Source organism: Tsuneonella sp. CC-YZS046 (assembly GCF_035581365.1).
Classification (GTDB): Bacteria; Pseudomonadota; Alphaproteobacteria; order Sphingomonadales; family Sphingomonadaceae; genus JAWKXU01.
The window spans coordinates 411,294-424,093 of sequence record NZ_CP141590.1; the positions used below are offsets into that span (position 1 = coordinate 411,294).

Annotated in this window: 10 protein-coding genes; 1 reads left to right on the forward strand and 9 read right to left on the reverse strand. The window is 63.8% G+C overall.

The window, feature by feature from the left end; translation table 11 throughout:
- The first annotated feature begins 86 nt into the window (after positions 1 to 86).
- Positions 87 to 1,385 (forward strand): type III glutamate--ammonia ligase, encoded by a 1,299-nt coding sequence (gene glnT, locus U8326_RS02045; protein ID WP_324742035.1) that lies wholly within the window; start codon positions 87 to 89, stop codon positions 1,383 to 1,385.
- Between the two features lie 10 nt (positions 1,386 to 1,395).
- On the opposite strand, the gene U8326_RS02050 is transcribed toward glnT, so the two are convergent.
- From U8326_RS02050 to U8326_RS02090, 9 genes are all read right to left on the reverse strand, one after another.
- Positions 1,396 to 1,896 (reverse strand): sarcosine oxidase subunit gamma, encoded by a 501-nt coding sequence (locus U8326_RS02050; RefSeq protein WP_324742036.1) that lies wholly within the window; start codon positions 1,894 to 1,896, stop codon positions 1,396 to 1,398.
- A complete protein-coding gene (locus U8326_RS02055) occupies positions 1,889 to 4,843 on the reverse strand; it encodes a sarcosine oxidase subunit alpha family protein (RefSeq protein ID WP_324742037.1) in 2,955 nt (984 codons plus the stop codon). Before U8326_RS02055 ends, U8326_RS02050 begins: the two co-directional genes overlap by 8 nt.
- Complete coding sequence (locus tag U8326_RS02060; protein WP_324742039.1) at positions 4,840 to 5,091, reverse strand: sarcosine oxidase subunit delta; 252 nt, start codon at positions 5,089 to 5,091, stop codon at positions 4,840 to 4,842. Before U8326_RS02060 ends, U8326_RS02055 begins: the two co-directional genes overlap by 4 nt.
- Positions 5,092 to 5,103: 12 nt before the next feature.
- Entirely contained in the window at positions 5,104 to 6,357 is a 1,254-nt protein-coding gene (locus tag U8326_RS02065) for a sarcosine oxidase subunit beta family protein (RefSeq protein ID WP_324742040.1), read from the reverse strand.
- A gap of 121 nt (positions 6,358 to 6,478) precedes the next feature.
- The gene (locus U8326_RS02070; RefSeq protein WP_324742041.1) at positions 6,479 to 7,981 is read right to left on the reverse strand and encodes a phosphotransferase family protein; all 1,503 of its coding nucleotides are present in this window, start codon (positions 7,979 to 7,981) and stop codon (positions 6,479 to 6,481) included.
- Position 7,982: 1 nt separating this feature from the next.
- Positions 7,983 to 8,519, reverse strand: coding sequence for a hypothetical protein (locus U8326_RS02075; RefSeq protein ID WP_324742042.1), 537 nt, complete (start codon positions 8,517 to 8,519; stop codon positions 7,983 to 7,985).
- The gene (locus U8326_RS02080; protein WP_324742043.1) at positions 8,516 to 9,685 is read right to left on the reverse strand and encodes a phosphotransferase family protein; all 1,170 of its coding nucleotides are present in this window, start codon (positions 9,683 to 9,685) and stop codon (positions 8,516 to 8,518) included. The genes U8326_RS02075 and U8326_RS02080 overlap by 4 nt, the downstream gene beginning before the upstream one ends.
- 149 nt (positions 9,686 to 9,834) lie before the next feature.
- Complete coding sequence (locus tag U8326_RS02085) at positions 9,835 to 10,791, reverse strand: SDR family NAD(P)-dependent oxidoreductase (RefSeq protein WP_324742044.1); 957 nt, start codon at positions 10,789 to 10,791, stop codon at positions 9,835 to 9,837.
- A 108-nt stretch (positions 10,792 to 10,899) separates the two neighbouring features.
- Entirely contained in the window at positions 10,900 to 12,564 is a 1,665-nt protein-coding gene (locus U8326_RS02090; RefSeq protein ID WP_324742045.1) for an NAD(P)/FAD-dependent oxidoreductase, read from the reverse strand.
- Between the last annotated feature and the right edge of the window lie 236 nt (positions 12,565 to 12,800).

The following is a 12,800-nucleotide window of genomic DNA, read 5'->3' on the forward strand; positions in this document are numbered from 1 at the left end:
AACGATAAAAGAATTACGTTTGCAGGCAGGAAGAGTCGTCAACGCGGCATGGGCAAGCCCCGTGTCCGATTGAAGGGGTTTGCGCCATGACACTCGATCTTGCCGATGCCGCCGAGGCCAAGGGCATCAAATATTTCCTGATTTCCTATACTGACCTGTTCGGCAGCCAGCGCGCCAAGCTGGTTCCGGCGGCCGCCATCGGCGGGATGCAGAAGACTGGCGCGGGCTTTGCCGGTTTCGCAAGCTGGCTGGACATGACCCCGGCGGACCCGGACATCTTCGCCAGGCCCGACCCGGATAGCCTGATCCAGCTACCCTGGAAGCCGGAAGTGGGCTGGCTCGCCGCCGATATCTGGATGGATGGCGAGCCTGTCATGGCCAGCCCGCGCAATGCGCTCAAGGCGCAGGCCGCCCGCGCTTCGGTCAAGGGGCTGACCATGAAGACCGGGGTGGAATGCGAGTTCTTCCTGATCACGCCGGACGGTTCCGCGATCTCCGATGGGGCGGATACCCAAGCCAAGCCCTGCTATGACCAGCAAGCGCTGATGCGCCGCTACGACGTGATCACGGAAATCTGCGATTCCATGCTGGCGCTGGGCTGGCAACCCTATCAGAACGACCATGAGGACGCGAATGGCCAGTTCGAGATGAACTGGCTCTATGACGACGTGCTGGTCACGGCCGACCGCCATGCGTTCTTCAAGTTCATGGCCAAGTCCATTGCGGAAAAGCACGGGCTGCGCGCCACCTTCATGCCCAAGCCGTTCGGCCATCTCACCGGCAATGGCTGCCACATGCATGTCTCGCTGTGGAAGGGCGCGGCCAATATCTTCGAGGATGCCTCGAGCGCGGTGGGACTATCCAGCGATGGGCTGGCCTTCATCGGCGGGCTGATCCATTCGGCCGACGCGCTGGCCGCCTTCTGCAACCCCACGGTCAACAGCTACAAGCGGATCAACGCGCCGCGCACGCTGTCCGGCGCGACCTGGTCGCCCAATTCGGTGACCTGGACCGGCAACAACCGCACCCATATGATCCGCGTGCCGGAAGGCGACAGATTCGAGCTGCGGCTGGCCGATGGCGCGGCCAATCCCTATCTGATGCCGGCGGCCGTGCTGGCGGCGGGGCTGGACGGGATGGAGGCGGGCCGCGACCCCGGGCCACGGCTCGACATCAACATGTATATCGATGGGCACATGCTGGGCGATGTGAAGAAGCTGCCGCTCAACCTGCTGGATGCGCTGCGCGCGCTGGAAGGGTCCGAAATTCTGGGCCGTGCACTCGGTGCGCTGGTGCCCGCTTATCTCAAGCTGAAGCATGCCGAGTGGAACGATTATGCCCGCCATCTGACGGAGTGGGAGCGGTCCGCCACGCTGGATTGCTGAACGCTTCGGTTCAAACCGTGGCGGCCACGCTATCGTACCAGTCCCGAAAGCTTTCGGCATAGCTGCGGAACACCGCCACATCATAGCCTGCCTCGTCGCGATGGATGATCGCACCGATATGAGCGATCACAGTCGTGGCCACGCTTCCGGGGCCGAAAACCTGCGGATCGAGATCCACCGCCGCCCCGCGTTGCAGTAGGGTCCGTGCGCCGTTGCCGGAGAGGCGGAACAGGGCATAGCTGCCGGTTTGGTCGGAGATCGACGCCAACCGGCCCGCGATCTGTTCCAGCCGCTGGGGCCAGCCCGGATCGAACCGATCCGCAATCGCCAGCCATGTGCCGGGGCCGGTTCCCCAGAAGGACAGGCTGTCGATCCGCGCGGATCGAGGCCCTTCCGGTAAGGCGGAAAGCCCGAATGCCTTGCCCAGATCCTGCGCGCTTACCCCTTTGCGGGCCATCACGCTGGCAAGGGCGAGGCCCTTGCGTTGCTCGATCAGCAGGGCTTCAGCCACGCACGCGTTCTCCTTCAGGATCGACGAATACCGGGTCGCAGACTTCCGCTTCGACATCGCCTTCGCGCAGCGGATCGTGCAGGACTATTCGCTGGCCGTGGCGCTCTCTTCCATTGGCCAGCAGGCCCAGCGCGATGGAATGGCCCAGAATGGGAGACCAGGCGGCGGAGGTGACATGGCCTTCGTCATTGGCGGCCACCGGCTTCGCTCCCGGCGCAAGCAGATGCGCGCCCGCTCGCAGGCGATGGGATTTGTCCACCGGCTTGAGGCCGACCAGCGCGGGCCGGGCGGGATCGGCAAGGCCGGGCAGTTGCGCCATGATCCTGCCGATGAAGTCCTTCTTCCTCGACATCATCCGCCCCATGCCGAGATCGGTGGCGGTGGTCTGGCCGTTGAGTTCGTTCCCTGCCGGATGGCCCTTCTCGATCCGCATCACGCCCAGCGCCTCGGTGCCATAGGGGACCACGCCGAATGCCTGGCCCGCCTCGAACAGATGGCGCACCAGTCCGTCGCCCTGATCGGCAGGGACGCTGACCTCATAGGCCAGTTCGCCTGAGAAGGAGAGGCGGAAGATTCGCGCCGCGCTGGCGCCCCAGCGGAATTCCGCCGCGCCCATATAGGGCAGGCTCTCGTTCGCCAGATCGAGATCGGGAAAGGCGTTTTGCAGCAAGGCGCGCGAGTGCGGCCCGGCGACTGAATAAGTGGTCCATTGCTCCGTCACGGATACGGCCTGCACGTCCAGTTCCGGCCACAGCACTTGCCGCGCGAAATCCATATGCTGCATCACCCGGGCCGCATTGGCGGTGGTAGTGGTCATGAAGAAACGATCCTCGGCGAAGCGGGTGGTGGTGCCGTCGTCCATCACGAAGCCGTCCTCGCGCAGCATCACGCCATAGCGGGCTTTGCCCACGGAAAGAGTGGAGAAGCCGTTGATATAGAGCCGGTCCAGCAGGGTGCCGGCGTCCGGCCCGTGGATGTCGATCTTGCCCAGCGTGGAGACATCGCAAATGCCGACGCCGTTGCGGGTCGCGGTCACTTCACGATTGACGCTTTCCAGCCAGCTCGATTCTCCGGGGCGGGGAAAATATTGCGCCCGCTTCCACAAGCCCGCGTCGGTGAAGACCGCGCCCATTTCCACGGCCCAATCGTGGCTGGCGGTGCGGCGTTCAGGGCGGAAATGCGCGCCGCGATGATGCCCGGCCAGCGCCCCGATGGCGACGGGATGGTGCGGCGGGCGCGGACGGATCGTGCCGGTTTCGGCAATGGTCCTGCCGGTGGCGGCCGCCAGCAGCGCCTGCCCGTTGAGCTGGCCGGTCTTGCCCTGATCGGTCGCCATGCCCAGCGTGGTGTAGCGCTTGAGATGCTCGACCGAGACGAAGCCTTCGCGCGGGGCCAGTGCCACGTCGCTGTCGGTCACGTCGTTCTGGAAATCGACGAAGGCCTTGCCCCTGTGCGGGCCCACTTGCCACAGCGGGGCCAGATCGGCGGCATCCTCGCTCGTCCGCCATGCCGGGGCTGGAGCGGTGCGGCCCAGCACTTCGGCAATCGCCTGCGCTTTCTGCGCGCCATCGGCCAGCACTTGCCCCAGTGGGAACAGCCCGGCGGCGGAACCGGCAGCGATCAGGCCCGGCGGCGCGGTGTCCAGCACGAAGGAATGGATGGTGTCGGACCAGACCGGCTTTGCGCCGAGATGCGTGCCGATCCCGATATCCGGGTTCCAGCCGCCGCTCATCGCCACCAGATCGCAGGCGACGGTGTGGCGCTCTCCTGCCCAATCCACGATATCGACCGCCTTGGCGATCCGCCCGCGCACATCGGTGACGGCGGATGCCGTGTGGATATTCACGCCGCGCGCGCGCAGATCGCTGGCGAAGGCCGGGCCATGCGGGCGCGCTTCGACGATGGCGGCCACCTGGACGCCCGCGTCCAGCAGATCGCGCGCGGCCTGCCAGCCGCTGTCGGTGGTGGTGAAGACGACCGCGCGCTTGCCGGGCAGGGCGGCGAAGCGGTTGACATAGGCGGAGACGGCCGACGCCATCATCACGCCGGGCCGGTCATTGCCGCCGAACACCAGCGGGCGCTCGATCGCGCCGCTGGCCAAGATCGCATGGCGGGCCACGATCTTCCACAGCCGCTGCCGGGGCTGGCCTTCCGGCAAGGCGGGCAGATGGTCGCCCAGCCGCTCGATAGCGCCATATTCGTTGCCGTCATAGGCTCCGAACACCGATGTGCGGGTCAGGAGACGGACATTGGGCAGGGCGGCCAGTTCCGCCGCGATTTCCCCGGCCCAGGCGGCACCGGAGATGCCCTCGATCTCATGCCGCTCCGAAAGGAGTCTTCCACCGGGGCGCATGTCCTGCTCGGCCAGGATCACGCGCAGTCCGGCCCGGCCCGCCGTGAGCGCGGCGGCAAGCCCGGCGGGGCCACCGCCGATCACTAGCAGGTCGCAGAAGCCGTGTTCCCGGTCGTAGCTGTCCGGGTCGGGCAGCATGGACAGCTTGCCCAGCCCCGCCGCGCGGCGGATCAGCGGCTCATACAGCTTTTCCCAGAAGCGGGCCGGCCACATGAAGGTCTTGTAGTAGAAACCCGCCACGAAAAGCGGCGATGCGAGTTGATTGATGGCGAGGAGATCGAGCTTGAGACTGGGCCAGCGGTTCTGGCTGCTGGCTTGCAGCCCCTCGAACAATTCTGTGGCGGTTGCACGGCTGTTAGGTTCCGTTCTGGCGCCGCTGTGCAGCGTGACGAGCGCGTTCGGTTCTTCCGGACCTGCCGTCAGAATGCCGCGCGGGCGGTGGTATTTGAACGAGCGGCCGACCAGCTTCACGCCGTTTGCGATCAGCGCGGAAGCGAGCGTATCTCCCGCAAATCCGCCATATTCGCACCCGTCGAAGGTGAAGTTCAGCGCGCGGGAGCGGTCGATCAGCCCGCCTGTCGCCAACCGGCTCATCGCCGCGCCTCTCGCGCCAGGATCGCGCCGCTGATGACATGGTTGCGCGTGTCCCGCGTCACTTCGATCCAGTTGCGGCATCCCTGCGCGTGATACCAGTGCTCGCGCAGCGGCCCCGCCGGGTTCTCGCGCAGATAGACATAGTCGAACAGGCCTTCGGCGCCCTCGGGCCGCATCGGCGCAGCATCGCCGCGATAGACGAATTCCCCGGAGTTTCGTTCGCCGCAATAGGGGCAGGGAATGCGCATCTCCGGTTCCCCTCAATGCAGGTTGGGCTGGGCGCCGGCGCCCTTTTCATCGATTAGATACCCGCTGGCGAAGCGATCCAGCCGGAAGGCGGCGGCGGTTTCGTGCGGCTTTCCGGTCGCGAGCAGATGGGCGAAGCACCAGCCCGATGCGGGGGTCGCCTTGAACCCGCCGTAGCACCAGCCGGCGTTGAGATAGAGCCCTTCCACAGGCGCGCGGTCGATGATCGGGGAGCCGTCCATCGTCATGTCGACGATCCCGCCCCAGGAGCGCAGGATGCGGGCGCGGCCGATCATCGGCATCAGCGCCATGCCGCCCTCGCACACATCTTCCACCACCGGCAGATTGCCGCGCTGGGCATAGGAATTGTAGCCGTCGATATCACCGCCGAACACCAGCCCGCCCTTGTCGGACTGGCTGACGTAGAAATGGCCCGCGCCGAAAGTGATGACCCCGGGGATCGTGGGCTTCAACCCTTCGCTGACGAAGGCCTGCAGCGCATGGCTCTCGATCGGCAGGCGAATATCGGCCAGCGCCGCGACGCGGGAGGAATGGCCCGCCACCGCCAGCCCGACCTTGCCTGCGCGGATCGGCCCGCGGGTGGTTTCGACGCCGGTTATCGCGCCGCTATTGTCGCGAAGAAATCCGATGACTTCGCAGTTCTGGATGATGTCCACCCCGTGCGCCGATGCTGCGCGGGCATAGCCCCACACCACGGCATCGTGCCGGGCGGTGCCGGCGCGGGACTGCAGCAGCCCGCCCATGATCGGGAAGCGTGCATTGTCGAAATCGAGGAAGGGGGCCATGCGGCGAACCGCATCGCGATCCAGCATTTCCGCATCCGCGCCATGCAGGATCATGGCGTTGCCGCGCCGCGCATAGGCGTCGCGCTGGGCGTCGGAGTGGTAGAGATTGACGATGCCGCGCTGGCTGACCATCGTGTTGTAGTTCAGCTCCTGCTCCAGCCCTTCCCACAGCTTCATCGACCATTCGTAGAAGGCCTCGTTGCCGGGCAGGCCGTAATTGGAGCGGATAATGGTGGTGTTGCGGCCCGCGTTGCCGCCGCCGATCCAGCCCTTTTCCACTACGGCTACGCGGGTGATGCCGTGATTGCGGGAAAGATAATGCGCCGTGGCGAGGCCGTGCCCGCCGCCGCCCACGATCACGATGTCATAGGCTTCGGCGGGTTCGGCGTCGCGCCAGGCCGGGCGCCAGCCTTTGTGGCCGGATAGCGCCTGCCGGGCGAGGGTGAACAGGGAATAGCGCATGGATAGAGCCGCCGCCGGAACAATTGCCTGGCGGCGATACTATCCGTGGTTAAGTGGTTGGGCTTATCTCAAGGCGACGCAATATTGCCTGTATGCGACGCGAGAGTGACTGGGCAACCCCCTACTTGCTCAATGTGCAGGCCAGCGCCTGCTTCATGAATTCCGGCGTCAGATCGAGGTCGATGATCCCATATCGGATGTCGTCGTTCACGCCGTCCTGCAGGTTCTTCACCCCCTTGTTGAAGATCACGCAGAGGCGCATGGCGGCAAAGGCCATGTAGAAATCCATCGCGCCGCGATCGATCTTGCGCCCGCCTGAGGCTTCGTAATGGTCGATAAAGCGGTCCCAGTCGATATGCTGGGAAATGATCGGGCGGATATAGGCGAGGTCCTGTTCCGGCGCGCCGATGTTCGAGCATTCCCAGTCGAGCACCCCGGTGATCCTGCCATTGTCCACCAGCACGTTGTGGACGTTGAAATCGCCATGCACCAGCACGGGCTTGGCATGGTTGGCGGGAACGTTGCGAGCCAGCCAGTCCAGCAGATAGACCACGAAGGGCGAAGGCAGATGATTGTTCTGCTCGTAATAATCCTTCCATTCCGCGATCAGGCGTCGATAGCAGCCTTCGATGGTATCGGTCAGCACCGCAGGATTGTCGTAGGCGGCCAGATAGTCGGACAGGTGCGACAGCTCCATCTGGTGAAGCCTGGCCATCTTTTCCGCCATGTCGAGAACGATCTCTTCCGGAATGGTGGCCGAGGCCGCCCCCAGGAAGGAACTGGGCACCGCGCCCGGCAGGGCGGACATGACGTAGAAATCCGCGTCCACGCCGGGGAAGTCCTTCGCCAGCCAGAGCGGCTCCGCCATCGGCAGGATACCGGCCTTGTAGACATCGCGCAGCAGGTGAAACTCATAGTCGACCAGGAATGCGCCCTTGCGCGCCATCGGGGTCGGATCGGATTTGCGCACGATCACGAGATGTTCGGCGCCCGATCGGTCCCGATATGTCGCGCGGGAGGTCTGCTTGCCGAAGCCGCCCGGGATGGGCTTGAATTCCACGACTTCCACCTTGTCGCCATCGGGGTGGACGCTTCGCAGGAAGGCCTGCAGCAAATCCTGCGTCAGTGGCGCGCCGGGCAGCGGCGGTGCCTCCGGCGCCGCAGGCAGAGCGATGGTCCGCTGGGCCGAGGGAAAGGCTTCGTCCCATTGCCCGACCTCGAGCAGCAGTGCGCTCAGCCTGTTCTGCGCGGCCTCGTCCCTGAGCTTTTCCCGACCATTGGCGAGGGCGGAGGAGAGCGCTTCGATTTCTTCCGTGAGCGCCGCATGCTGCCGCGCCAGTGAGGAGAAATCGCTTGCTTCGCCTGCCGGCGCGGAAAGCGGCGGCACGGCGATGCCGTTATCCGCTGCCAGCGCGCGGAGCTTTTCCGCGAGCTGCCGTGCCACCGCCACGCTGGCGGCGAGGGGAGGCGCGGAGACTTCCTCGCGGCGGCGCAATTCCGCCAGCACCCGGCCAAGGATGGCAGCCGCCGCCTGGCCGTCGCTGGAGGTCATCTCCGGCGCGATCTTGGTTTCGAGCGTGTGCTGCGCAACCCGCAGATAATCGGCGGTTTCCGTGATCTTCATGTCAGTTCCCGCTATTGTTGGGCGGAGCGACCTTGCCGGTCGCCATATCCTCTATCGAGCAAAGTTCGGCGGGATAGGGATCGAACCCGAGATCGGCCGACCAGACCCGGTCGCGCCAGAGCTGGCGGTCCGCCAGCCCCAGCATGATGGCGTCGGCCTGCGCCCGGTAGCCCGCGTCGCCGTCCTGCCCGATCGCGGCAATCAGGGCATCCACCGCCTGGCCGACCCGATTGTAATCGTCCCGGGGGTTGTCGGCGGGCGCCGCGAGCATTTCTTTCAGCGCTTCGCAGGCAGCCAGGGTCGCGGTGCCGCCCGCTGCGCCGGCGAGCATGCGTTCGGCGCATTGCCGCATGTCGTCGCGGCAAAGCGAATGATACCGATCCACGAAGGGAAGCTGCTTCAGGATGAGCTCGAGCTGGGCAATTATCATGCCCTTTTGCTCCGCGGCCAGGGATTCCTTCGGATCGACGGCAGGGAAGATCACGTCGTTCAGCCCGTTGATGATGCTCTGGATACGTATATCAATGCCGGGGGTCATTTGATTTCTCCGGTCAGCAGCTTGGCCAGCGTGGCGGCGATCGCGGTGCCGCTTGCGGACAGGAACGCCAGGAAGGCGCATTGATGATTGGTGCCGTCGCGCGCGGCGCGAATGCCGGAGGTGAGGTTCATCACGGCCAGCTTGTAGCTGTTCAGAACGCGATACCAGTGCAGCGTGGCGGGATCGATGACGTTGCCCGACATTTCGGTGTAGAGTTGGAGGAAGCGGTCCACGCTCATCATCGACGAGACGAGATAATCGCCTTCGGCATCCTTCGAGCAGAACAAGGGTTCCAGCGAGTAGGATACGTCTTCGTGATAATCCCCGATATGGGAAAGCTCCCAATCGAGGATGGCGGTCATCTGCAAGCTGTCTTCATCATACATGAAGTTGCCCAGGCGATAGTCGCCATGCAGCAGCACCGGCTTTTCGCAAACCGGTAGGTTCTGCCTCAGCCAGTATTGCGTATAGTGGAGGATCGGCGATGCATCGATGCCGTCGTCCGCCAGCACGCGCGACCAGAAATTGACTTGCCACGCCGCTGTCTCGGTGCCGGGTTTCGGCACATCGAAGCTGGGGAGCCGATGCCGCGCAAGATCCAGCGCATGGACTGCGGCCAGATTGCCGACATATTGCGGAGTCAGCGCTTCGCCGACCTTGGTGTCGAACCTGATGCCCAGCCCGGAAGGCCCACCACTGCCGCTGGTCGGCTTGGTCACGCCGCCGACAAAATGCGCGATCATGGCAGGCTGCCCCATATAGGCGCCGTCCGGATCGACCCAGGCTATGCGGGGTGCCGGGACGATTCCCTGTATGGCGTCAAGCACTTCCGCCTCTCGCGCGCGCGAGGTTTCGACGATGCCTTCCAGCGGGTCCATCCGCAACACCATCAGTTCCGAGGAACCGTCGGCGCTTTCCAGATCGAAGCAGAATTGTTCCTTGGAAGCCCCGCCGCCCATGCGCCGGACATTGCGCGCCCGCCTGGTTTCGCCTTGTGCCCGGAGAAACGCATCAAGCCGTTCAGCAACTTCAGCGGCATTGCGGGGCACATAACGGCGCTTGCCCTGGCGGGCATATTTCCGATCCAGCAACTGGACCAGAAACGGTTCGAATTGATCCCGCCAAGGCTGATCGATGGCGGGGTTGACGGCTGACAGGGTGGTCATTTGTGGTTACTCAGGCATCCGAATTATCATTATCGCCCGTTGGGGCGGCGAAGCGCGGGACAATTCTATTTTTCGTTGCCCGGGGCAAGATGGATTGAGTCCTTCCCGGCAATTTTACCCGGGAAAGAGCATCCCAGGGCGATATTCTCTCAGTCCGTCATGACGCCTTCGCTCTGGAACAGGCGGGGAATGAGCATCAGTTCGTCCGCCGTCGAAGTCGGATCGAGGAAATCTCCCAGGGTCCGGATGCGCTCCGCATTATCCCGCAGGTCTTCGGGCGTGTGATCGGGGTTGAAGTAGCCTTCGCCCACCACAAAGGCGACCCGGGCGACCTTGCCTGACGATGTGCTGTATATTTCGCCGTTGATCTCGGTGGAGCGGTGCGCCAGCCACAACACGGCGGGCGAAACGATCGAGGCAGGGCCCATGGGCAGCTTGCCCGCGCGAATATCCTCGCGCCAGTCGCTGTCGCCTTCCGCCTCGGCCCCTCCGAAGAATGCATCCCGGTTCATCCGCGTGACCGCCATCGGCGCGATTGCATTGACCCTGATGCCGGTGTCCACCGCCTCGCGGGCCAAGGCCCGGGTGAAGCCGGCCACGCCCAGCTTTGCGGCGGCATAATGGGTCAGGGTTTCGTTCCCGGCAAAGCCCGCGTTCGAGGTCGTGCTGACTATGCGTCCATAATTGGCGGCCTTGAAATGGGGCCAGACGGCGCGGGACATCAGGAAGGTGCCGTCCAGCGTGATCGAAAGCATCCGCTTCCAGTTTTCCATGCTGATGTCGGCCAGTTCCGCGAACTGGATCGTGCCCGCATTGTTCACCAGCACAGTGGGCACGCCGAAATTGTCCAGCGCGGTCCGGACGATGGCTGCCGCGCCTTCCTCCGTGGCTACGGAGTTCATATCCGCCACCGCCCTGCCGCCCGCGGCAACGATCTCATCCACGACGGTCTGGGCAACGCTTTCCCCGCTGCCGGTGCCGTCCATGCTCACGCCCGGATCGTTGACCACCACCGCGGCGCCGCGTTCGGCGAAGGCAAGCGCATGTTCGCGGCCTAGTCCGCGCCCGGAGCCGGTTACAATGACCACATCGTTTTCGAATGACATTGGCGGCATTCCGTAATCCTCTCCGACAGCTGAATATCTGCGATTGCTTCTATCGACCGCACTTGAATGTAAACGGAACGGAGCCGGTCCGCCCGTGAAGTTTCGCCCTCAGCTTTCTTCCGCTCCCCTGGAGAAATGAAAGCCGGAATATCCTTCCCTCGCTACCTGGTCGCAGGCCTGGATGTAGTTATGCAGCCCGCCCGCGTAAGCCAGAATGCCCCGTGCCTTGCCCGGCACATTGGCGCCGACATACCAGCTTCTGGACTTTTCTAGCACGGTGCCTTTTATCACATCGCGCACTTTCTCGCCCCAGCGTTCCTGCGCTTCAGGATCGACGTCCACACGCTCGAGGCCGTTCTTGCGCATATATTGCAGCAGATCGGAAATCCATTCGACCTGATATTCGTTGGCGATCACCACATTGACCAGCACCGAAGGGCTGCCCGGCCCGCCGATGATAAGCAGATTGGGAAAACCCGCGACGCCAAGGCCGAGATAGGTGTCGCAATTGTCGTGCCAGCTATCCTTGATGGTTCGCCCGCCTACACCCTGTATATCGATGACCGTAAGCGCGCCCGTCACCGCATCGAAGCCGGATGCGCAGATGACGGCGTCGAATTCCATTTCCTCGCCGTCGATCACCAGGCCCTTCTCGGTGAACCGCTCGATCGGCGTTGCCTTGACGTCGATCGCCTCGACATTGTCCCTGTTGTAGGTTTCGTAATAGTCGGTTCCCACCGTGATGCGCTTCGTGCCATAGGCGACTTCGCTGGGCGTCAGGATCGCGGCGGTTTTCGGGTCCTTTACGGTTTGCGCCACCTGTTCCCGGATGAATTCGCTGATCTGGTCGTTCACTTCCTGATTGGTGACGACATCGGTGAAGGCGCGGGGCACCGTTGCTCCGCCATGTTCCATCCGGCGCTCCAGAATCTCGCGGCGTTGTTCCGGGGTGAACTCGGCGCCAGGGCGGTTCCGGATCTGGATGAGATCTTCTTCCATGAAGAGATCGCCCGAGCCCACGATCTCGAATGTGCGCATACGCCGCCGCACGGTGTCGCGAACCTTTTCCCACCGTTCGTAATCCTCGTCCGTGAGCGGGCGGTTCTTGGCCGGCATGTAAAGATTGGGCGTGCGCACCATCACGCTCAGCTTAGCCGCCTGCCTGGCCACAAGCGGGATGATCTGGGTTCCGGACGAACCCGTGCCGATCACCGCCACGCGCTTGCCGGTGAAATCCGGTTCCTTGTCCCTTGGCCAAAGCGCACTGTGATGGAGTTCGCCCCGGAACTCCTCCCTTCCGGGAATGTCGGGCCAGATCGGCGCCGAGATCGGGCCCGCCGAGGAGATGAAGAAATGCGCCTTGTAGGTGTCGCCGTTCTCGGTTTCCAGGGTCCAGATATTGGCTGCCTCGTCGAATACCGCCTTTACGAGCCGCGAGTTGAAACGAATGTCTTTCCTCAGGTCGAGCCGATCGCACACGAAGCGCATATAGCGCCGGATCTCCGGCTGGGCGGAATAGCGTTCCGACCATTTCCACTCGGCATCGATGATCGGCGAGAAGGAGTAGCAATAAACCAGGCTTTCCACGTCGCAGCGCGCACCGGGATAACGGTTCCAGTACCATGCCCCGCCGACATCGCTGCCTGCCTCCAGCGCAATCGCCTTGAAGCCAAGCTCGCGCAGTTGATAGAGCATATGCATCCCGCCGAAGCCGCCGCCGAGGACGATCGCGTCGAGCACTTCACCGTTCACTGAATTTTCCGAAACTTTCACCAATCCCATCCTTTTGTCAGATCAACTGCCCGCCTCGTCTCCTGAACAGCGGACAAGGGCATTGGCTTTGAGGTGAAATTCTCTGACCGGCGCGGCATTGATGCAAGTCAATTTACTCGATCCGTCCTTTTATGCATAGCTGACAGCCCCGGTCGCGCGGGCAAAAAACACCCCCCATAAGGGGGGTGTCGGGGCCTCTCACGCATCCCTCATTCAGCGCGAGAGGCCCTTTGCAA